Below are 22,240 nucleotides of genomic sequence, written 5' to 3'. Positions count from 1 at the left end.
GGGTGATAGTATTTATATTAGTTAATGTTAACGTTAACGTAAACTGCTAAAAGGAGATGAAAAAGTGTGCCCGGCCGACAGCAGCAATATTTAATTAGAGAATTGGCATCGTTATTTGATATTAGCTCCAGAACGATCCGCTATTACGAGGAAATGGGCCTTATCAATTCAGAAAAACGTGATGAATCGAATGAACAACGTATTTTTTCCGACAAGGAGCGGCGAAGGTTAAAATTAATTCTTAGAGGGAAGCGCTTAGGATTTAGCCTACAAGAAATTAAAGATATGGTAGATCTTTACGAACGAAACCCAAAAGGGGAGAAGGAGAAAAAGCAAATATTAGAGGTGACCGATCAAAAACTTCAACAAATTGATGAAAAATTGTTGGAGTTACAAACGGCAAAGGCGGACATTTTGGCATATAGAGAAAAATTTCAAAAAGAATAGAAACGGGGGAAGGTGTAAAGATGAGTACGATTCATGGAATATTGGAGCGGAATGCAAGAAAATTCCCGGAAAAAGAAGCATTTATCACAGCGAACGCTCGGCTTACTTATCCGCAAATGAATCGAATAGCGAACCAATTCGCGCGATTTCTGCAACAGGAAGGCATAGACCGTCAAGACCGCGTCGCGATCATCTCTACAAACAGCGAATATTTTTTCTTTGCCTATTTTGCATTAATGAAAATAGGGGCTGTACCGATGCCGCTGAATGTGAAGCTTACGTCCGGTGAGATGATACCGATATTGGAAAACATGGAAACTAGTAGTGTTCTTTTTGAAAGCGATTTCAAACTATTGATAGATGATGTTCATAAGTATATGACGATGTCCCATCGTTATTCGATTGAAGCCTCTATCGAAGAAGCGAAAGGCTATACCGAAGAAAACTTAAGTCTTTCCATTAACCAAAGCGATGTGTGCGAAGTTATGTTCACATCGGGGACGACAGGGGTACCAAAGGGAGCTGTTTTCACCCATGAACGGTTAATCGCCCTTGCCGCAGGGATTGCCATCGAGTTCCAATTATCGCCGAAAGACCGCGCGTTAACGATGATGCCGTTATCCCACTCGGCACCGTTGAATGATTTTTTTCTGGCACCTTTTTATTGTGGAGCCTCGCATATTATCGGAGATTTTACGCCTCAAGGCTTTTTGAGATTTATTCATGAAGAACGGGCGACAACGACGTTTGCTGCCCCGGTAGCGTATTTGACGGCGGCGAAAGATCCGATTCTTACCTCATTTGATTTATCAAGCATGCGAATATTTGCATATGGCGGCAGCCCGATGCCACTGGCTTCCTATCAACTCGTCAGTGAAGCATTTCAAAACAACAATTTTTATCAGGTGTACGGATTAACGGAAGCTGGTCCCAACGGGTGCAAGCTCACGCCTGAGGAACACCACACAAAAGCGGGGAGTATCGGAAAAACACCGGTGATCAACGTTGAGATGAAAGTCGTGGATGAGGCCGGAAAAGAGGCGGCAGACGGTGCATACGGAGAAATTGTGATCAAAGGTGATAGCCTGATGATCGGTTACTACAATGACGACGAAGAAACGGAACAAACAATTCGAGATGGTTGGTTGCATACAGGAGACATGGCTTATGTTGATGAAGATGGTTATATGTTCATCGTTGATCGCAAAAAGGATATTATCGTGCCCGGAGGTGTCAATGTATTTCCTCGTGAGATCGAGAAAGTGCTGACAACGCATCCTGATGTTTATCAGGTGAGTGTGGTCGGTGTGGTTGACGCAACATGGGGAGAAACCGTCAAAGCTGTGATTGTGAGAGAAGCAGAGGCAAGTGTAACGGAAAAGGATTTGAAAGCATTTTTCAATGAACGGCTTGCTGATTTTAAACACCCGCGTATTTATCGTTTCGTGGAAGAGCTTCCGCACAATGCAAGCGGGAAACTGTTGAAACAAAAGGTAAAGGAGTTATAAATAATGTCAAATAACGTACAAACACAAAAAGGAATTGACTATACGAAATGGGAAGAGGGAAACGACGCCAATTGGTTTGACGACGATCCAATTTTACGGCGGTATGCCAATCGTTATTTATCTGAATCCATGTTCAACTATGTAAAGTCGGACTTTTCGAAAACAGGAGAGCTAGCTTCCGGTCCGATCGATCGAAGGGCTGTGCATACGGACAGATCGGGTGCACCCCAACTCATCCGATATAACAAAAAAGGCGAGGAGATTAACGAGATTTGGTATAACGAAGGTTATTTGCAGACGGTGAAAGATGGCTACGGCACAGGGGTTGTATCATATCGTTATGATGAAGCTGCACCGGAACGCGTCCCGTTTATGGTCAACGCGGTATTGTTATATATGCTCTGTGAAGCGGAAACAGGATTTACCTGTCCCGTCGGACTTTCCCAATCGGCTGCATTCGTTCTGGAAAAGTTCGGAAGTAAGGACCAAAAAGACGATTATTTGTCTTTGTTAGCTTCGACTGACCCTGATATCCATGAACAGGGGGGCACGTTCCTCACTGAAATTCAGGGCGGTTCCGACGTAGGAGCAACGGAGACAAAAGCTGAAAAACAAGACGATCATTATTTGTTAAGCGGGGAAAAATGGTTTGCCAGTAATTGCGACGCAGAAATCGCGATCACTTTGGCGCGGGTGAATGAACAACCATCCACCCGTGGATTAGGGCTTTTTTTGATGCCTCGAACCCTTCCGGATGGAACAAAAAATAATGTCACGATCCGTCGCTTAAAAGATAAATTAGGCGTGCGTGCGGTTGCCAGTGGAGAGTTGGAATTAAATGAAGCTGTCGGATACTTAATTGGGGAAGAAGGCAAAGGATTTAAATATATGGCGGAAGCGTTAAATGTATCCCGATTAGGTACAGCTCTAGGAGGGCTCGGGATTGCAAGAAGAGCTTTTTTGGAAGCGGCGATCTATACAAGTCACAGGCGCGCATTTGGAGAAAATATCAATCGATTTCCGATGGTCCAGGAAACGCTCATCAATATGATCACGGAAATTGAAGCCGGTTGGGCCATTACCTCACAAACCATTCGTAAGTTTGACGATGTTCACACCTACGGAGAGGAGTCCAAAGAAAACTATTCCCTGATGCGCATTTTGCTGTCCCTTGCAAAGTACCGATGTAGTGACCTTGGCGTCTCCGTTGCAAAAGAAGCCCTCGAACTGCATGGAGGTAATGGTTATATTGAAGAATATGTTACGCCGCGACTGCTGCGAGACGCAGTCGTGAATCCGGTCTGGGAAGGAACGGCTAATATACAGGCGCTTGAAGTGTTAAAAACGTTACAAAAAGGCGGGGCAGAACCTTTTATGGAAGATCTTCGTTGTACGCTTGGCGCGATCGAGCAACCGGCGCTCGAAGGTACTAGAGTACAATTATCGAAGGAAGTGAAACACTTGGAGGATCTCATCGTTCGGTTATCCAAAGCGGATGAACGCACACAACAAGCAGCAGCCAAAAAGTTGACCGATTTTATGTATGATCTCTACGCCGCGGTCCATTTGCTCGAAGAAGCACAGTATGACCTTGAGTACAAAGGCGATGACCGCAGAATGCTTGCAGCGGAACAATGGGTGAAAATGAAATTTAGCCAACCGGCTGATCGTGGTATTTTATCGGATAACATCAGCGAAGAAGTTTTTAAAAAGCTGGTCTGTTTTCAATAATCCTTTGAATCTCCCCCGAGTTTGTGGGGAGATTTGGTTATTAACGGGATAAGATAAAAGCGTAAAGGCAGTGCTGTAGGGCCACTGGGCAGGGAAATCACATAGAACCCAATTGCCTTAGCGGGCGAGGGTTTCGCACCGACAAAGTAGGTGAACCGTGATGGGGGTAACTACTTTTTATTTTACATTATGACATATATATATTGCAAAATGATAATTTTAATGTATAATAAATATAAAAAGGAGGCACACATAATGTTTTTTACCGGAAATAAAAACAAGAAAGACGAGCGAATTATCCAATCGCAGAATAAAATTTACAAGGAGTTATATTGGGTTGTCGTCGCTATATGTTTTCTTTCCATGGCCATCAAGATGTCTATCTATGGATGGGGAGAGGCGATGATTTTAACTGAATTAGCAATCTTATTGGCATGTGGAGTCTATTACCTTATACGTTCTTCAAATTTAGGGTTATTTTCAGACGAAGTCGAAACCCATGATGAAAAAAGTAAATTTTCTACGGACACAAAATTGGTCTTTTTTATAGGCATTGCCGGCGTTGTGTTCGCTCTTTTCATGGGGATCAATAGTGCCATGCAGTATGCGGAGGGAACGGCTCAATCATGGGTTTATTTCGGACTCGTTTTCTTTGTAAGCATTGTGGGCTATGTTGGCTTTTTATTATTTGTGATAGGGATCCCCTACCTACTGGCGAAATCGAACAGCAAGCGGATCGCCAGAAAAAACGAGGAAGAGTAAATGAAGAATATAAAAATGAAGGTTGCGAGAGTGGAAAAGGACTTGTCCCAAGCGCAGCTAGCAAAACTTGTCGGTGTCTCGCGCCAGACGATTGGTTTGATTGAGCTGGGAAAATACAACCCCAGCCTCGCGCTATGCATCTCGATCTGCAAAGCTTTGTCGAAGACGTTGGATGATTTGTTTTGGGAACAAGAATAGTAACCTCCTCCCTGTTAAGCGGGAGGGGGTTTTTTGATTTTGGCTGATATATTATATAGGCTTAGTCCGAAGCGTCGAAATAATCTTATCGCTCGCCTCCTCGGGATCGAGGCCATCGACAGTGACACGATAATGATGTTGGTCGTATACGGTTTGGCGATCATCGTAAAGCGTTTGGATTTCCGAGATTGTTTTTCCATGTAGCACGGGACGGGTCTCGACAAGCATATCTAATCGCTCGAGCCACGCGGTCCAAGAGATATGTAAAAAAATAACCGTGGCATTTTTCATGCAAATGTGACGCACTTCCTCTTGAAGAAAGGCCCCACCACCGACAGAAACAACGGCATTTCCAGCAGAAGGTCCTGTTAAATAATCAGCGATTTCCATTTTTTCTTTTGCGCGAAACGCTGCTTCCCCTTCCTTTTTGAAAATTTCCGTGATTGGCATGTTTTCCTTTTCCTCAATGATTTTATCAATATCCGCAAAAGATTTGTTTAATTTTTTCGCTAACGCTTCTCCGATCATTGTTTTGCCGGATCCCATGAAGCCGGTGAGTAGAATCGTTTCTTCTATCGACGTTGCCAAGCAAATAACCCCGCTTTCCTATCATCTTTGATTGCCATTGTAGCAAACCATGATTGAAAAGTAACGGTTGAAAGGGGAAAATGGTAGAAAAGGAGATGGGATGAATATGGGCAAGGGGTTACAACTACATACACGAAACGGGGACGAAACGGTTCATCCAAAGATTTGTGTTCCGTTAATGGGAAAGAACCGTGAGGCTTTACAGGATGAATGGAAACAGTTAAATGAAAAGCCAGTGGATCTCTTTGAGTGGCGCGTGGATTACTTTGAAAATATTCGAGACGTGGATCTTATTGTTGATATTGCGAAAGAGATGCATCAAGAAACAAAACGTCCGCTATTGTTTACTAAACGTTCCGAGGAAGAAGGGGGGCAAGCGGTTTCTTTCAAAGAGAATGAGGTTGTGCAACTGTATGAATCAGTCATCGAAAGCAATGCTGTTCACGGGGTCGATATCGAATTGCGTCAGCCGGAAAAAAATACGCTTCATCTAATCGATCAAGCGAGGAATCAGGAAATAGATGTTATTCTTTCCTATCATAATTTTACGGAAACGCCTTCGGCACAACAGTTGGAAGAAAAGATATGTGAAGCTGTGGAGTTGGGAGCTGATGTCGCCAAGATAGCGGTAATGCCCCAATCAAAAACGGATGTAATCACTCTTTTGCAAGTGACGGAAAAAATGAGCCGCACGATTTCGATCCCTCTTATTTCAATGGCAATGGGAACGAACGGAATAATGACACGTTTGGCAGGAGGGGTTTTCGGCTCGGCACTTACGTTTGCCTCCGGAGCACAATCTTCAGCGCCGGGACAGGTACCTGTCGAGGATGTTGAGCAAGTCCTTCGCATTCTAAGGAAGAATATGGGATCATAGAATAGCGTGAAGGTGTATTCTCACCTCCCACTTCCAACCTCTCACCTCCAGCAAAGTAGGTGTTTTCGATATTTTACTTATTTTTTATCTTAGTGATCAGTTACTTATTGAGTGAAGTCGTGGCATTGGAATTTTTGGATTATGTGATTGGCATCAGTTCGATCGCGATTATTTTACTAACGGTAAACAAGGCAGGTCCGCTGTATCGATGGGTGGGCCTTTCTTTCTTGGTGCTCGCGGTTATTTCTTATATTACCGTTGCGCCGGTTGATGAGCCTTTTTTGTCGTTGTTTGGATCGTTGGCCGGGTTGCTGGCTTTGCTATTTCTGTTGCCTTGCATGAGCGTGGTGATTGCCATAGGTCGCTATGATCAAGCGCTCGGGAACATGATTAGTAATGGCCCGCGGCCGACGGCCACCACCTTTTACAAGCGGACGTCGCTCGTTACCTATATGCTCACTTTATTTTTGAATGTGGCAACGATACCGGTTGTCGTGTCAGCCGTAAGCAGTAAAATTAAATCCCTCGGCAAGGAAAAAATCCAGCAGTTTTTTTCCCACAGTTTATTGCGGGCTTATGCGTTCGTGTTGCTGTGGAGCCCCACGGAGATACTCGTTGCCGCGAGCATTGACATTACAGGGCAAAGCTATTTGACATTACTGCCCACCTTGTTCGTGATTAGCATTTTGTTTATGAGTGTCGATTGGTATTTGCATAGCAAGCGCTACAAAGGTGTTCATATTGAAGCGCTGGAAGCAGGGGAGGGAATTGGGCAAAAGCAGTTAGCGAAAAAACTTAGGCAAATGGCACTCGCGATCACGGTTTTCATTTTGCTTGTGCTGCTTTTTAACAGCTTCGGGACACAAACCTTTTTATTTACCGTTACAATTTTAATCGTGCCTTTTACGTTCGGATGGGCGCTATTTTTGAAAAGGGGAAAGCGATTCCGTACGTTGGCTTTCTCCCGGGTGAAAGGGAATGCCCGGCAAATGCATGGCTTGTTTTTTTTGTTTTTGTCTGCCGGCTTTTTCGTGGAGGTTTTTCCGTATACCGGTGTGTTTGACCAGCTACAAACGATGCTTCATCATATGTATGAAAATTACACCGTTTTGCTTTTTTACGCGATTATCGGCTTTTTTATTTTCGGGCTCGCGCTGATTGGATTTCACCCATTGATTTCCATCGCGTTAATCACGCCGTTCCTTGGTGATGTCGTCGCGGCGTATCCGTATGGGGTCAGCGTCTTACTGATTGGAGCAGGGCTTTGCACGATTATGATCGGACCGCTCAATGTTACCCCGACCGTTCTCGCGATGCAATTAAACGTAAATCCGTACGCGATCATTAAGCGAAACATCCCTTTCGCGCTAACGTTTCTCACGTTTATTATTTTGGTTGCTTATGGTTTTTCGGTGTTGCTGGGTTGAAGCACGGTGCGGGAGGCTCAGGCAATTACATTGTTTTTGAAATAACAGCGACTCATGGTAAAATATGAACTAACTTTACAGTCGGTGAGGGTGATCAAATTGGCTCAAAATATCAGGTTTTTTGATTATCAATCTGTGGCAGATAATTTGAATATTGATCCAAAGGTATCCGCAAGAGTCATTGACGAAATAAGAGAAGAATTTCCTAACGATGATATGTTGTTCGAATTGCATGCATTAAGAGCATTAAAATCAATTCAGAAGAAGCAAGTCCATTGAGGTATTAGTGATGTTAAAGACAAAAATATATTTGGATACTTCTGTGATTAGTGCTTTGTATGATGAACGAAGTCCCGAAAGGAAGCAGCTAACGGAACAAGCTTGGGATCAGATTGTACAGGAAGAAGTTCATATTTCAGAAATTGTACTCGATGAGTTAAATGCGGCGCCGGAACCTATGAAGTCAACATTTCTTAAAACTGTTGAACCTTTTAAAATCCTTAAATTTTCGGATGAAGCGAAATATCTTTCAAATATATATGTACAGGAAGGGATTTTTCCTGAAAAATATTCTGATGATGCAAGGCATGTTGCAGTAGCAACTGTGAATGATAGTAGATATTTGTTAAGTTGGAATTTTAAGCATTTGGTAAAAGTGAAAACTCGCAAGGCGGTTTCGCTTATCAATAGTCTGAATCATTACTCAACCATCGAAATCATTGCCCCACCAGAATTGTAAATGAGAGATATTTTCGTAAGCATGGAACTACCCACGTCTCGCATACCTTAAACAAGGTATAAGCGCCATACGTGGCAGTGGCAATCAAAAATAATTTATAACCTTCCTGAATTATATATAGGAGCGATTGCCCGCAAACAATCGCTCCCGTATCACTCGTCAATAACATCCACTTCGTGCGCAGGCATGCGATGCTGTCCTTTGGCGGTCACATGCGGTTGGACATAATACGTCGAGGCTTCCGAGAATTGATAATCGGCTTTATATATCCCGTTTCCGGTGTGCTTGCCATCAATCATTATGCCTTGTTCATCCTCATCGTGCCAAACTTCAAAAATGACCTCATCAGCATCTTCGACCGGTTCATCCTCCTGGGTGACTTCAGCCTGCAACGTCCATTCTTCACCGACTGTTGCTTCTGAATCATTTAATATGTCAACCTCGATAGACTCCGTGGACGTATCTTTGGCTATCGTTTCCACATCCGCACCCATCATAAGAGATGTGTAAACCGACATCACAAATAGGGCAATATAGATCGGTGCCAACCAAAAAGGACGCCTGGTACCAACGCTATAGATGAAAAAAACGAGAATAGTGATCGCCGCGCCGGCCAGCAGGATCGCCGGGATATTTGGGGTCCATAGCACCATTTCACCTGAAAGCAAGCCCGGTCCAATCATTTGGCTCGCCAAACCCGACACTTCTGTAAACTCCAATGTTTGCGCGACTTCATGCGGCGGTTCTTGTTCAGCCATGATGGCCGTGATGACAAAAACAACAACGAGGGCAACGCTTTCTATCTGCAAAGAGAAGCGAGGTTTACGCTTCTTTTCATTTTTCATGGGATCCGACAGTCTTTTTTTCATGATAAAGCCATGGGCGAATCCATAGAACACGAGCGGAATGAAGAGCAAATGCTTCAGCAATTGCCATTGCCCGTACGGAAGGAGCCAACTGTTCGTATACTCCGGGGTAATGAATAGCAGCATCCCAATCCCGCTAACGAAGAGAAGAAGCACCATCGTGATTGCAAATGGCGTGAACCAGTGAAAAAAGCGGAGCCAACGGTCTTCGCCGATCGAGAAGAAGCTGGCAACGAGGAGTATCCCAGTCCAGGATAACGCTGATGTCGTATGTAAAACATCGAAGATATAGCCTTGATCGGAAAGGGATGCGGCATGAGAGCTCCAACTCGTAGCCAGAATCATTCCAAACACGGGGATTAAAAGCAGGTATCGCCTTTTTACTATAAATCGTGCAATGACTACAATGATAAGAAAAAATGCAAACGCGACAAACCCTTGTCCGATATTAAACTCGAATAAGCTGGAAACAAGGACGGAAGGAAAGGGTTCCGATGAAGTGGCAGCGGTCTGTTCCGCAATTAGGCCAACCGGAATAAAACTAAAAACGATCATCGCGATCACAAGTGCCGGAAGAAGAAACTTCGGAATGCGTAAGGTCGGCCGCTGATCGTCAGATATAGCTTCAAGGATATGAATACCGATAAAAAGCGATAGGGCGATGAACAATATCGCATTCGCAATAATAACCATCGGTTTTTATGCGGCCTTTCTGCCACGGAAGATAAAGAAAATTAAAGCGCCTGCAATAATTACGCCGATAGCGCCGAGCAGAAGTCCTCCCGCGCCTCCGTCATCGCCGCCTTCTGCTGTTTCGGTAGCACTTTCTTCTTCAGCGGCTTCTTCTGGCCCATTTTCTTCTTCGGTACCGTCCGTTTCTTCTGTAGCTTCTTCCTCAACGGCTTCATCGTCAGCATCCACGCTAAAAGTGAATGCCTCTTCGGTCGTATGTCCATCCTCTGCGAGCACTGTCGCTTCAACCGTATAATCCCCCGATGTTAACGGTTCTTGAAGGGTAGCGATGTAATCATCCCCTTCAATCGTTTCATCCGCAAGTTCATGTTCGTTTCCTTCTTCATCGGTCACCGTTGCCGTGGTCGCTGATTCAATGCCTGAATCGAAGAAAACCGTGATTGTCTCCACTTCTTCTTCAACAGTTTCGCCGTCTTCGGGGTCGGAATTTTCCATATGTGCATGTCCGAAAGTCGTGGACACAACGGCCAATGACAACAAAATTGTAGCCACGAATACGAAAAAATATTTCATTTTTTCTCCTCCCAAGTTTTTCTTAACCATAGCATGTCTAACAGAAGACCTCATCACGCAAGATTAAGCGTTTTCTCCTACGCCAACCATAACATACAGATATGTTGTAGAATCACATCTTATAACAATTTCACACAATATTCATCTTGTTCTATTTCGCGAAAAAGGTTTACACTAGAATCGTTAAACGTGGAAGGAGTGCAGGAATCAATGATGCCTTACCAGCGAAAAGAGTCTGTTATGCATTGGCTAGAGAAAGAAAAAACGTTAAGTATTGCAACCATTAGCCACAGACTAGGCGTCTCGGAAATGACCGTTTACCGTGATATTAAACCGCTCGTGGAAAAAGGGGACATCGCTCGAACAACCGGGGGCATCGTACTTCGAGAGAGCGAACCAACGCCTGATTATTGTGCATACTGTTTGAAGGTAAACAATCGTATCCATCAGGCACAAATGTTATATGGCGACCAACATATTGAATATTTTTGCTGTCCCCATTGCGCATTGTTGCGTTACCACTATCAAGCTGAACAGGTCGATCAACTCATTTGTCAGGATTTTTTAAAGGGCACGACGATCAGCGGGAAAAACGCTTTTTATCTTTTGGGAGCAGATGAGCTATTAGGGTGCTGTTCACCCCAGGTTCTCGTCTTTGAAAAAAAAGAACAGGCGGAGAAATTTTCAATGGGATTCGGAGGGTGTGTTCACTCGTTCCACTCAGCTGTTCGTGAAGTACATAGACAAATGAGCGGTTCTTGTGATTGTACGGAATAGATATAAAAAGAGCTACCGCCAAATAGGTATGGTGGGAAGGGGAAAGCGCGGATTATCCCATTGCTCAGTGAAAAATATGCAATGCACATATAAAAGGTAAGGGGATATACAAGGTGGCTCGAGTAGCAACGACATGGAAGGGGGGCATAATTTAGCCATGCTGCACTAGTGGTCTATATCAGAAATTCATCGATCAAATCGGCCGAGTTTGCAGCAAGCGTAACATCGGGCACTTTGGAGAAGGAGAAACGGAAAAAGTGTCCGTCCATGATTGACAGAGACGTGTTACAGGAATCATTTGTATTAGGCGAATGATGACATACACCATTTTTCAATGGGAGAAATGATCTTTGACTAGTGAGAGATAGGCTCAGATAATTGAATCCAAACTTTTGGTGGTTAATTCATTGTACCAGTTTTGAGGTAAGCCAATACGGTGAAGTGCAATCGACTCACTATATTCGGTAATAAGTACATTTAAATTAATCATGCTATTCATGAATAAACGGTTATCGAGCAAAGATTTCATAACTAACAAAATTTTATACATAGTAAATGATGGGTTAAACTTTTTCGAAATAGGTGTAGGAATTTTAGGTTTGATTGGAAAGCTTTTATCATATATTCTATTGAAATGAGTGCAAGCATTTCTTAATGTAGAAAAAGTATGCATGTAACTATTAATTAGATAAGGTTTTGAGTTATACGCTTTCGTGGCTATGTATGATTTATCATCATTGTTCATGTTTGCGTATAACATAGATAGTGAGCCAAAAGGAATAATTTCAACGGCCACCCAAAATGGAATATCATATCCATTACTAAGGTAATGTTTAATGAAAAGTTCATTGCTTTTATTTCTATACTCGATATATTGATCATAAAATTTTTTGTGCTTAGATTCATCAACAAAATATGAAGCATGTTCGTATGCGGTGGGTGTATTCTTCTCCGAAAAATAATGGCTTACTGCTACTCTGAATTTAAGTTCGATTGATTCAATTAACTCTAATAGCAATAAACGTAGCCTACGATCAAATTCGTATATATTGTATATTTGATCAAAAGTAGTTCCTTTTTTGTATTTTCCGTCTGCAGTTTTAAAAGGAATGAGATATCCTGTGAAACGGTAGTAATTTATAGATTTTAAAACTGAAACAGCAAAATCATCATCTTTGATAATAAGGTTACGACTTTTTAAAATATTTAATTGTTCACGGAAAGTGGTAAATTCTTTTGTTAAATTTGAACCTTCCATAATTCACCTCAGAAATAAACGACTCGCCGCGGTCCGCTTCAATGAGAGGCGTGGCGAGTTCAATTACTTATTATAATATGATGTCTATTGGCGATTGTCAATAAAAAGACGAAAAATTCATCTGTTTCTTTGTTGTTTCGGCCTTTTTTCTTCGTTGTCGACTTATGGCAATCACCTCCTTGCTCATGAGGTGATAAGGTTGTCACTGCCTTTCAGCCTGCGGGCTCTTGAGAGTTTTGAACCTTTGTTTAGGTGTATAGTTTGTAATAATGATTAGCTAGTTAAGGGGAGGCTGTCTGCAATTAGACAGCCCCCTTTCTTTTTTTACAACTCATCAAACCCATTATCAGCGTCCACTTTCTCGTAGCTGCGGTTGCGGGCTTCGAAGAAGTCGGTTTTTGTTTCGTCGAAATTGTCGACGAAGGCTTTGATCCAAGGCATGGCGTTTTCCTGAGCGTTCGGATAAATCGGATCCAAGCCGAGCATTTTTAGCATTTTGTTGGCGCGATACTGAATATACTGGTGCATTTCATCGAGATCGATGCCGATAATGTCGTCGAGCACTTCATTTGACCAAGCGATTTCCGATTCAACGGCGTGTTGAAATTCACTTTTAACGAAGTCCATGAATTCCGGCGTGTTCAAATGCGGGTTTTCGCCAAGGATGGCGCGCAATAACTCTGACATGAATTTGCCGTGCACGAGCTCATCACGGTTAATAAAGCTGATGATTTGTGCGGTCGCATTCATCTTTTGCTGTCTGGCCAGGTTATAAAAGAAAGCAAAGCCGCTGTAGAAAAAGATGCCTTCCAAGATGAGCGAATAAACGATGACGTTGACCAGTTTTTCTTCCGTCGGGTTTTCAATAAAGTCGTTATACGCGCGCATGATTCGTTCATTTCGGGCGACAATCGTCGGATTCGTTCTTGCGTCCTCAAAAATTTGTTTTTGGTCTTCGAAGCCGAACAAACTGGAAAGCACGTAAGAATAGCTTTCGTTATGAACGACTTCCTGTTGCGCGATGACGGCAGCAATCGCGTGGACGCTGTCATCGCTGACATATTCGCTGACGCCATGAATGAGACGTCCTTGGGGAGTGTCCAGGGTGGCAAGGAGGCCAATCGTGAGTTTGTAGGCGCGTAACTCTTCATCGGATAATTCCATGATGGATTTATTGTCCGGGCTCATATTCACTTCATGCGGGATCCAGAAATTGGATAGCAGTTCTCGATACGTACGGTAAAAAGATGGATAAGGAATGTCGTTCCAGTTCAGAATACCGCTCGATTGTCCGTTAATGATGCCGGTGGACCGCACCGGATTTGCCGGTTCCATAATCGCTACTTTTTCCATGAGTTTGCTCATCATCAATCGCCTCCAACCAATGGTCTATTTTTTCTTCGTCGCTTCTCGCGGGCATTTGTTCAATTTCCAAAACCGGATAGGGGCTCTGATAATGTTTGGCCACTGTGTGTGCAGCCAGGCAATACGTCTCTCCCCATTGCGTGTCCCCGGTACCGAAAGCAGCGATTTGCTTATCCGGAAACGCATACGTCTCCATTAGTTCTTCAATCGGTTCCGGGGGAAGATGGGCATCATCGGTGTATGTGCCAATCAAGATAGTCCCGTATGGCCCAATCATCGCTTCGGCATCTGCAATGGAGAGGTCGAGAAAAGAACGTAAAGGCATGCGTTCGGCGTCTACTCCATCATATTCAAGCATTTGCTGAATAAACATGGAGAGTTGTGCCGTATTGCCGCTTAACGATTCATACAAAATCAGTGCATTTCGGGGTGCCATTAGCTTTGGCACCATTCGCATTCGCGGATGTCCACTTTGCTGCTTCGTACATAATACGTTGTTTTCAACCCTGAATTCCAGGCCGTTAAATGCAATTCAAGCAATGTCTTCGCTTTGATGGAAGCCGGGACATAAAGGTTAAAGGATTGCGATTGGTCCACATGTTTTTGCCGCGCGGCGTTGTGGCGAATGCTTGCGAATTGGTCCTGTTGGAACGCGTTTTTCTCATAGTATTTGTAGTTCTCTCCCGTAATATCAGGCGCGGTAACGGTCACTCGGTAGTCTTTTTTCTCTTCCACATAGCTTGCCCCAAAGAACGGATCAATGCCTTGCGTGCTGCCGGCGATCAATGCTGTGCTGCTGTTCGGGGCAACCGCGATCAAGTAACCGTTGCGAATTCCGGTGTTTCGGACCTGCTCGGCCAGCTCTTTCCAATGATCGTTGTTTCCAAGCGCTGCATCTTCATCTTGGTCAAAATAACCGTGCCGTTCGAAATAGCGCCCGCTCTCCCATTCGGAACCCGGGAAGGCGGGATATGCCCCTTTTTCAATGGCAAGATCCGCGCTTGCCTGAATGGTCCGATAGGCGATATCTTCGTAAACTTGATCGGCGAGTTTTTCCGCTTCCGGATCATCCCACGCGATATGGTTTTGGGCGAGAAGATGGTGCCATCCGAACGTTCCCAAGCCGATGGCCCGGTATTTATGATTGGTCATTTGCGCTTGTACGACCGGAAGCTGGTTGATGCCGATGACGTTATCAAGCATCCGTACCTGAATCGGGATCAAGCGCGGAAGGACATCGGCTCTGACGGCCCGTCCCAGATTGATCGATGAAAGATTGCAGACGACGAAGTCGCCGGGTTTTTTGCGTACGAGAATTTCCCCGTCGTCTTGGATTTGCTCGATGACAACGGTCTCCGACATGTTTTGCATGATTTCTGTGCAAAGGTTGGAACTGTAAATGATGCCTTCGTGTTTGTTCGCGTTCATGCGGTTCACTTCATCGCGATAGAACATGTAAGGGGTGCCGGTTTCCAACTGCGATTGCATGATGCGTTTCATGACATCGATCGCGTTTACTTTTTTACGGCTCGTCAGTTCATTGGATTGTACGCACTGCTCATAGCGTTCCCGGAACGTGCCGTTGCCTTTTTCTTCGTCATAGCTGTCTTCCAGCGACCAGCCGAAGACTTTGCGTACTTCGTGAGGGTCAAAAAGATACCAGTCGCCGCGCGCCTCGACCGCTTCCATAAATACGTCGGGCAAGGAGACGCCGGTAAAAACATCATGGGCCCGTTTGCGCTCATCACCGTTATTCAAACGCAAATCGAGAAATTCAAAGATATCCGCGTGCCACACATCGAGATAAACGGCGACGGCGCCCGCGCGTGTGCCGAGCTGATCGACGTTTACGGCTGTATTGTTGATTTGGCGGATCCAGGGCACCACGCCTGAAGACGTATTTTTATACCCGCGAATGTCAGAGTTGGCGGCGCGGACTTTGCCGATATAAACGCCGACGCCTCCGCCGTATTTGCTGACGTTGGCAATATCGGTATTGCTGTCGTAAATGCCTTGCAGGCTGTCGTCCACTGTGTCAATAAAACAGCTGGACAGTTGCCCTGCTTTTTTGCCGGCGTTGGCTAGTGTCGGTGTCGCGACAGTCATATAGAGATTTGATAATGCCCAATAGGCCTCTTTCACAAGTGCCATGCGCTTCGAACGGTCTTCCTGGGACATGAGCGTGAGCGCGATCGTGAGCCATCGTTCCTGCGGCAGCTCGTAGACCTCCTTCCCATCATAGCCTGTTGCAAGATAGCGGTCGCTCAGTGTGCGCAAACCGGCGTATGTAAGAAGGTGATCTTTTTCAGGGTCGATAAATGAGGCAGCTTCGTCAATCTCCTCGCGCGTGTAGTCCCGGAGGATCGTCGGGTCATAGATGCCCAAATGGCCGAGGCGTTTTTGCAAGCCGTAATAACTGCCGTATTTTTGCTCGGCATCGTAGCTGCGGTTGTACGCTGCTTTTTTGTACAAATCCCGCAAGAAAATTTTCGTGGCTACATACGTCCATTCCGGCATGTCAATGTCGTTGTTCTCCGCGGCTGTTAAGAGTAAAAGCTGGGTGATTTCTTCAGCGGAAAACTGTTCTTTTGCTTCAATCGTCTTTATGATTTTTTCTTTGTATTGATCAATATAAGACGGGATACGGATGTCACTTGTGACTTCGTCAATAAATGCATACAAACGGTCACGGTCAAACGGCATGGAGCGCGAACCGCCGTCCTTTGTAATTTTCGTTGTAACTGTCGTCATGAATCGCCACTTCCAATCTTTCGATTATACATCAACTATACCACATATAGTGGGAGGATAAAACATGGGATACTACAAATTGTGTTTTGGTTGGTAGAGAAAAACGCAGACATACGTTCATCACGGCAAATTTCGAGGAAAATTTTTTTGTTTTACAGGTAAAGGAAAGATAAAACAATTAACGTCATTCCGAGTAATACATAAACGATAGCGACAAACCAATCCCGTTTTGTTTGGTTAAAATAATGGATGCTTAAAGAACAGAGCGCCGCTCCGAATAGAATAATGCCACTGATCATATGTAAAAAAACGATGAGGACAGATAGGATGATAATGGCAATACCAATATTCTTAAACAAAACGAAAGAGCCTCCTTGAAAAACGATCATACGTTTTGTGCTCAATCTTCCATTTGTTATTCTACCGAAATTGGCATGATTTGTCGATTTGTTTTTTATTAATTTTTTCTCCCCGAAAGCAGGACTTACGGTCGGGTTTCGACGAACATATCAATAGCAAATATTCGGCTGTTGCAACCGATAAACAGAGAGGATAAACTCTACAATAGGAAAGGGGAAACGTTAATGACGACGGAAGGCATCCCAATTCAAGTATCCATGAAAACCGAAGTTCAGCAAGGCGGGGAACGAAAAGAGATCCACGTGAATGGGAAAGGGGAGCTCGTGGAAAAGGAAAACAGCACCTATGTGACGTTTACGGAACAATTGCAAGATATCGGGGAAGTAAAAACCGTTATTAAAATTCAGCAGGAATCCGATCTTACCATTGTTCGCTCAGGGGCTGTGTCCATGCGACAAGCCTATATGGAAGGGGAAGAGAAAGCAGGATCGTACGGGACCCCTTACGGCACGTTTGAAACGTTAGCGAAAACAAAGCATGTGCAAGTGGACCATCCAAATGAATCGTTGTTACATGTTAAACTGGACTATGATCTGGAATTACAAGGACAACTCGCCGGCAGTTATCAGGTGGCGATTGACGTTAAGGAGTCATAAAAAATGAACATCTTGGACGAAACGAAGCAGAAGATTAGAGAAGCATTAAGCGAATCCGTCATCGCGAACGGTTTTGCAAAAGAAGAAGAGATCCCGGATATTATATTGGAAACCCCGAAAGACAAAAGCCACGGCGATTACGCCTCGAACGTCGCCATGCAGCTTGCGCGCGTGGCGAAAAAGAACCCGAGGGAAATCGCGGAAGGAATTGCGGCGCATTTCAATAAGGAGAAGGCCTCCGTGCGCACCCTTGAAGTGGCGGGCCCCGGGTTTATTAATGTTTTCCTTGATCAGGCATTCCTCCGCGAGGTCATTCCGACGGTTCTTCGTGAAGGTGCGGCGTACGGACGCTCCGATGCGGGCAAAGAAACTTCTGTGTTGGTGGAGTTTGTGTCGGCGAACCCGACGGGAACATTGCACCTCGGACACGCGCGCGGTGCTGCCGTCGGCGATGCCCTTTGCAATATCCTCGACATGGCCGGTTACAATGTCGGGCGCGAGTACTATATTAACGACGCCGGCAATCAGATCGACAAATTGGCGCTGTCGTTGGATATCCGTTATTTGCAAGCGCTCGGCCGGGAAGCGGAAATGCCCGAGGATGCCTATCAAGGCCCGGACATTGTCGGCATTGCAGAGCAGGTGGTGCAAGATCACGGCGAGGCGTTTGTCTCGTTGCCGGAAAAGGAGAGACGAGCGCAATTTCGTGGACTTGGCCTTGATTATTTGCTTGAAAAGTTGAAAACAGACTTGAACGATTTCCGTGTTTCGTTTGATACGTGGTTTTCCGAAACGTCGTTGTATACGACGGGAAAAGTGGAGGAGACGCTTGAAACGTTGCGGGAAAACGGGGAAGTCTACGAGAAGGACGGGGCGGCGTGGTTTCAATCGACGCAATATGGCGATGATAAAGACCGTGTCCTCGTAAAAAATGACGGCTCCTACACGTATTTGCTTCCGGACATCGCCTATCATAAAGATAAGCTGGACCGCGGGTTTGATAAGCTTGTCGATTTGTTCGGCGCCGATCATCATGGCTATATCGCCCGTATGCACGCGGCCATTCAAGCGCTAGGATATCCGAAGGAGAAGCTGGATTTTCAAGTCGGGCAAAACGTCAACCTCGTCAAAGGCGGCGAGCGCGTGAAAATGAGCAAACGAACGGGGAATGCCGTAACGATGCGAGAACTGGCAGAGGAAGTAGGCTTGGATGCCACCCGTTACTTTTTTGCCATGCGAAGTGTGGATACGCACCTGGATTTTGATATGGATTTGGCCGTTGAGGAATCCAATGAGAACCCCGTCTACTACGTGCAGTATGCCCATGCCCGGGTGAGCAGTTTATTTCGCCAGGCAGAAGAGAAAGGCGTCGCTTATGACCCAGGTGCCGACCTCGATTTAACGTTGATCGAATCGGAAAAAGCATATGAGCTATTGAAAAAAATCGGCGAGTTCCCAACCGTTGTGGCAGGAGCCGCTGAACAATATGTTCAGCATCGCATTCCGAATTATTTACATGAATTGGCGTCGGTGTTCCATAGCTACTACAATGCAGAGCGCATCGTGGACCCTGGCTCCCCCGCATTGACGCAAGTGCGGCTGGCGCTAGCGAATGCCACACAAACGGTGCTCGCCAACGGGCTCACGCTCATCGGCGTGTATGCACCCGACCAAATGTGAGTGATCTTAATGCCCGAATACTTCGCGTATCCGGGCTTTTTTTGTGCGGGCAGAGCGGATGACGACCTAACGGGGCTGTCACCTTCGAGTTAGGGCTTCAAAAGGGGCAGATGATGACCTAACGCGGGTGCCCATTCTCTGTTAGGTCGTCAAAAGTGGCTTATGACGACCTAACGTGTGGGTCACCTTCCAGTTAGGTCGCCATAAGCCGATCAAGGATTAGATTCCGCTCATGAGTCCATCGTCTCTCCGCCGTTGACATGGAGCACTTGCCCGGTCACCAAACGAGCATCATCGGAGGCCAAGTAAACATAAGCTGGTGCAACTTCGAAGGGTTGCCCGATACGATCAAAAAGATTTCCGCCGTGCAGCGCGGTTTCATCAGCGGAAAAGCTTGCCGGAATGAGCGGCGTCCAGATCCGACCCGGCGCAACGGCGTTCACACGAATGCCCCGATCGGCAATATTTTGTGCGAGTGATCGTGTCCAACCGACCATCGCGCCTTTTGTGGCGCTATAATCGACCAATAGAGGTTCGCCGGCATACGTGGTCACCGATGTCGTCCCGATGATTGAGCTTCCGGGTTTTAAATAAGGGAGCGCGGCTCTCGTTGTGTAAAAATGGGAATAAATATTGACCTTAAACGTATCATCAAACTGTTCATCGCTAATGTTCTCGATATCCATTTGCTGAAATTGAATACCGACATTATTGACGAGAATATCAAGATGGCCGTATGCGTCAATCGTATCTTTGACGATCTCGACGCTTTGCTTTTTGGTGCTTAAATCTCCGGGAAGCAAGAGACATTGCTGTCCAAAATGCTCGATTCTTTTTTTCGTCCGTTCCGCATCTTCATGCTCATCGAGATAAGCGATGGCAACATCCGCACCCTCTTTGGCAAAGGCGATGCCTGCTGCTGCCCCGATCCCGCTGTCTCCCCCTGTAATCAACGCGATCTTTCCCTTTAGTTTTCCGCTTCCTTTATAATTTGGATTTTCAATGATCGGTTTGGGGACCATAAACGCTTCAAGCCCGGGTTGCCGAAGCTGACGCTGTTCGGGTTGCGCGAGCGGGACATCTTCATACCGTGTTATTTTTCCATAGTTGGGATATAAGGGATAGGGCTTTGTTTGTTTATTTTCTTCGAACCATCTTTGCAGCTCTTTCATTTCTTCCGATGGATAACTTTTATCGTCATGTTGTATCATGATGACCTCCCATATGTTGTATGTTCCAAAACAATTTATGGTTGGGCGAATGCCCTTGTGCATGTCTTGGGCCTTTTTTGGTCATGACATGCTCGCATCAGAATGATTTGCATAGAGATAACGTTAGAAGGAGGCGATCGTTTGCGCTATGAATTTAACCCTGAGGTAGAGCTGCTGCTTGTGGATGAATCTGATGAAGAGGTCATGATGGAGTATATATCGGAGACGTGGGCAATGCCTAAAATCGGTGAGCGGCCGCCTTATTACACAAACCCTCGTTATGAACCGTATTATCCACTAATGTAAAACATAGGGGCTTGGCAGTACATTGCCCAGCCCTTTCCGGCTCGCCTTACTGAATTTTTTCTTGCTCTCCCGCTAAACCCTGAGTTATGCTGAATCCTAAAATAGGCACATGAACGGAGAGGTGCAGGGAATGGAAAATAATACGTTATTCGCCCGCTTTATATCAAAATTGAAAGTGATCGGGCCGGGGGCCATCATCGCCGCTTCGTTCATCGGTCCCGGGACCGTATCAACCGCGACGGAAGCGGGGGCATCGTTCGGTTATGCCTTGCTTTGGGCAGTTTTGTTTTCGATTGTTACCACGATGATTTTACAGGGGATGGCTTCAAAAATCGGCATTGTTACCGGAAGCGGTTTGGGAGAAGCGATTCGCGATCAATTCAAACGACCGGTGTTGAAATACATAACGGTGACGGTTGTAGGCGTATCGATTGCCACGGGCTGTGCGGCGTATATGGCCGGGGATTTGACAGGTGGTGCGCTCGGACTCACGTTGATCACCGGTATCCCGCAAAACTATATCGCGCCGGTGCTCGGGACCATCATTCTCGTCCTTGGTCTTATGGGAACCTACAAAGTTTTCGAAAAAATACTGATCGTTCTCGTGGGAATTATGAGCATCACGTTCATTACGACAATGGTGGTCGTTCAACCGGATGTGCTTGCGATTTTTGAAGGTGCATTCACGCCTTCCATCCCGAGCGGCTCTATCGTAATCATTGTTGCCCTGATCGGGACAACCGTAGTCCCCTACAACCTTTTCCTACACGCCTCAAGTGCGCATGAACGTTGGAATAGTCCGGCTGATCTAAAGAAATCCCGATTAGATATTTTAATTACAATCGGCATCGGAGGGCTTATTACTGCCGCGGTATTGATTACATCGGCGGCAGTAATGCGTGGCACTGACGTGACGGGGATCGAACAGTTGGCGGTTGCCCTGGAGCCAACGCTTGGTGAATGGGCGACGGTGTTTATTAGCATCGGGTTGCTTGCTGCCGGATTTTCATCGGCACTCGCGGCCTCGATGGGTGCAGCCTATACAATTGGAGGCGTTGCCAATTGGGGCACGGGTTTTGATAACCCCCGTTTTAAAATGGTGTTTATCATCGTCATCTCGATCGGGGTGATCACCTCAGCGACAGGCTTTGAGCCGTTGGAACTCATTTTGTTTGCACAAGCCTTAAACGGCCTGATTTTACCGATCATCGCGATTTTCTTGTTAATCGTCGTCAATAACAAAAATTTGCTCGGCCAATACGTCAATTCAATCAAACTTAACATTATCGGCGGCCTTATCGTATTGATTGTCAGCGCACTTGGTATTTACAGTCTAGTGGAAGCGATTCTCGACTTTATTACAGAAGTGTAGTTGTTGCATAAGGGGTCTGGGGGGTGTTCATGAATAGAACAGAAATGGCATGGATAGAATAAGGTATATACAAAAGTATATATCTGGTGATAAAA

General features: G+C 45.4%; 23 protein-coding genes. 14 read left to right on the top strand and 9 right to left on the bottom strand.

Going from position 1 to position 22,240, the window contains the following annotated elements; genetic code table 11:
• The first annotated feature begins 66 nt into the window (after positions 1-66).
• From HUG15_RS22350 to HUG15_RS22330, 5 genes are all read left to right on the top strand, one after another.
• The gene (locus HUG15_RS22350; protein WP_200125984.1) at positions 67-447 is read left to right on the top strand and encodes a MerR family DNA-binding protein; all 381 of its coding nucleotides are present in this window, start codon (positions 67-69) and stop codon (positions 445-447) included.
• Positions 448-467: 20 nt separating this feature from the next.
• Positions 468-1,955: a class I adenylate-forming enzyme family protein gene (locus HUG15_RS22345; RefSeq protein ID WP_200125982.1), complete on the top strand. Its 1,488-nt coding sequence runs from the start codon at positions 468-470 to the stop codon at positions 1,953-1,955.
• A 3-nt stretch (positions 1,956-1,958) separates the two neighbouring features.
• Positions 1,959-3,686: an acyl-CoA dehydrogenase family protein gene (locus HUG15_RS22340; RefSeq protein ID WP_200125979.1), complete on the top strand. Its 1,728-nt coding sequence runs from the start codon at positions 1,959-1,961 to the stop codon at positions 3,684-3,686.
• A gap of 255 nt (positions 3,687-3,941) precedes the next feature.
• Positions 3,942-4,448 carry a DUF6773 family protein gene (locus HUG15_RS22335; RefSeq protein ID WP_200125977.1) on the top strand — a complete coding sequence of 169 codons (507 nt, stop codon included), beginning with the start codon at positions 3,942-3,944 and terminating at the stop codon, positions 4,446-4,448.
• Entirely contained in the window at positions 4,449-4,646 is a 198-nt protein-coding gene (locus HUG15_RS22330; protein ID WP_200125975.1) for a helix-turn-helix transcriptional regulator, read from the top strand.
• 51 nt (positions 4,647-4,697) lie between these two features.
• Here the strand turns inward: HUG15_RS22330 and HUG15_RS22325 are convergent, their stop codons facing one another.
• Positions 4,698-5,234: a shikimate kinase gene (locus tag HUG15_RS22325; RefSeq protein WP_246516438.1), complete on the bottom strand. Its 537-nt coding sequence runs from the start codon at positions 5,232-5,234 to the stop codon at positions 4,698-4,700.
• A 106-nt stretch (positions 5,235-5,340) separates the two neighbouring features.
• Between HUG15_RS22325 and aroD the strand changes: the two genes are divergently transcribed.
• From aroD to HUG15_RS22305, 4 genes are all read left to right on the top strand, one after another.
• On the top strand, positions 5,341-6,111 hold the full coding sequence (gene aroD, locus HUG15_RS22320; RefSeq protein WP_211202306.1) for a type I 3-dehydroquinate dehydratase: 771 nt from the start codon (positions 5,341-5,343) through the stop codon (positions 6,109-6,111).
• 107 nt (positions 6,112-6,218) lie between these two features.
• A complete protein-coding gene (locus HUG15_RS22315; protein ID WP_211202305.1) occupies positions 6,219-7,538 on the top strand; it encodes a hypothetical protein in 1,320 nt (439 codons plus the stop codon).
• Between the two features lie 99 nt (positions 7,539-7,637).
• The gene (locus HUG15_RS22310; protein ID WP_200125969.1) at positions 7,638-7,817 is read left to right on the top strand and encodes a hypothetical protein; all 180 of its coding nucleotides are present in this window, start codon (positions 7,638-7,640) and stop codon (positions 7,815-7,817) included.
• A 10-nt stretch (positions 7,818-7,827) separates the two neighbouring features.
• Positions 7,828-8,277, top strand: a complete 450-nt coding sequence (locus tag HUG15_RS22305) for a type II toxin-antitoxin system VapC family toxin (protein WP_200125967.1) — start codon at positions 7,828-7,830, stop codon at positions 8,275-8,277.
• Positions 8,278-8,429: 152 nt separating this feature from the next.
• Here HUG15_RS22305 and HUG15_RS22300 read toward each other — a convergent pair whose 3' ends face one another.
• Positions 8,430-9,836 (bottom strand): CopD family protein, encoded by a 1,407-nt coding sequence (locus HUG15_RS22300; protein ID WP_200125965.1) that lies wholly within the window; start codon positions 9,834-9,836, stop codon positions 8,430-8,432.
• Between the two features lie 6 nt (positions 9,837-9,842).
• The gene (locus tag HUG15_RS22295) at positions 9,843-10,409 is read right to left on the bottom strand and encodes a copper resistance CopC family protein (RefSeq protein ID WP_200125963.1); all 567 of its coding nucleotides are present in this window, start codon (positions 10,407-10,409) and stop codon (positions 9,843-9,845) included.
• A gap of 210 nt (positions 10,410-10,619) precedes the next feature.
• On the opposite strand from HUG15_RS22295, the gene HUG15_RS22290 reads away from it, so the two are divergent.
• Positions 10,620-11,186 (top strand): DeoR family transcriptional regulator, encoded by a 567-nt coding sequence (locus tag HUG15_RS22290; protein WP_211202304.1) that lies wholly within the window; start codon positions 10,620-10,622, stop codon positions 11,184-11,186.
• A 370-nt stretch (positions 11,187-11,556) separates the two neighbouring features.
• On the opposite strand, the gene HUG15_RS22280 is transcribed toward HUG15_RS22290, so the two are convergent.
• The 5 genes from HUG15_RS22280 to HUG15_RS22260 all read right to left on the bottom strand — a co-directional run bounded on the left by HUG15_RS22280 (position 11,557) and on the right by HUG15_RS22260 (position 16,919).
• Positions 11,557-12,444 (bottom strand): Abi family protein, encoded by an 888-nt coding sequence (locus HUG15_RS22280; RefSeq protein WP_200125957.1) that lies wholly within the window; start codon positions 12,442-12,444, stop codon positions 11,557-11,559.
• Between the two features lie 324 nt (positions 12,445-12,768).
• Entirely contained in the window at positions 12,769-13,812 is a 1,044-nt protein-coding gene (locus tag HUG15_RS22275; RefSeq protein ID WP_200125955.1) for a ribonucleotide-diphosphate reductase subunit beta, read from the bottom strand.
• Entirely contained in the window at positions 13,739-14,245 is a 507-nt protein-coding gene (locus HUG15_RS22270; RefSeq protein ID WP_200125953.1) for a class Ib ribonucleoside-diphosphate reductase assembly flavoprotein NrdI, read from the bottom strand. The genes HUG15_RS22275 and HUG15_RS22270 overlap by 74 nt, the downstream gene beginning before the upstream one ends.
• Positions 14,245-16,560 carry a ribonucleoside-diphosphate reductase subunit alpha gene (locus tag HUG15_RS22265; protein ID WP_200125951.1) on the bottom strand — a complete coding sequence of 772 codons (2,316 nt, stop codon included), beginning with the start codon at positions 16,558-16,560 and terminating at the stop codon, positions 14,245-14,247. Before HUG15_RS22265 ends, HUG15_RS22270 begins: the two co-directional genes overlap by 1 nt.
• Positions 16,561-16,712: 152 nt before the next feature.
• Entirely contained in the window at positions 16,713-16,919 is a 207-nt protein-coding gene (locus tag HUG15_RS22260) for a hypothetical protein (protein WP_200125949.1), read from the bottom strand.
• Between the two features lie 225 nt (positions 16,920-17,144).
• On the opposite strand from HUG15_RS22260, the gene HUG15_RS22255 reads away from it, so the two are divergent.
• Both HUG15_RS22255 and argS read left to right on the top strand, forming a co-directional pair.
• Positions 17,145-17,576 (top strand): YwiB family protein, encoded by a 432-nt coding sequence (locus tag HUG15_RS22255; protein ID WP_200125947.1) that lies wholly within the window; start codon positions 17,145-17,147, stop codon positions 17,574-17,576.
• A 3-nt stretch (positions 17,577-17,579) separates the two neighbouring features.
• Complete coding sequence (gene argS, locus HUG15_RS22250; RefSeq protein WP_200125945.1) at positions 17,580-19,256, top strand: arginine--tRNA ligase; 1,677 nt, start codon at positions 17,580-17,582, stop codon at positions 19,254-19,256.
• Positions 19,257-19,486: 230 nt separating this feature from the next.
• Here argS and HUG15_RS22245 read toward each other — a convergent pair whose 3' ends face one another.
• Positions 19,487-20,467: an SDR family oxidoreductase gene (locus HUG15_RS22245; RefSeq protein ID WP_200125943.1), complete on the bottom strand. Its 981-nt coding sequence runs from the start codon at positions 20,465-20,467 to the stop codon at positions 19,487-19,489.
• Between the two features lie 141 nt (positions 20,468-20,608).
• Here HUG15_RS22245 and HUG15_RS22240 point away from each other — a divergent pair, with 141 nt between their 5' ends.
• Positions 20,609-20,773 carry a hypothetical protein gene (locus HUG15_RS22240; RefSeq protein WP_200125941.1) on the top strand — a complete coding sequence of 55 codons (165 nt, stop codon included), beginning with the start codon at positions 20,609-20,611 and terminating at the stop codon, positions 20,771-20,773.
• A 130-nt stretch (positions 20,774-20,903) separates the two neighbouring features.
• Positions 20,904-22,145: an Nramp family divalent metal transporter gene (locus HUG15_RS22235; RefSeq protein WP_200125939.1), complete on the top strand. Its 1,242-nt coding sequence runs from the start codon at positions 20,904-20,906 to the stop codon at positions 22,143-22,145.
• The last annotated feature ends 95 nt before the right edge of the window (positions 22,146-22,240 follow it).

This window comes from Salicibibacter cibarius, assembly GCF_016495725.1.
GTDB classification, from domain to species: Bacteria; Bacillota; Bacilli; order Bacillales; family Marinococcaceae; genus Salicibibacter; species Salicibibacter cibarius.
The sequence above is the reverse complement of the archived record's forward strand: the minus strand, read 5'-3'. Positions and strand labels throughout refer to the sequence as shown.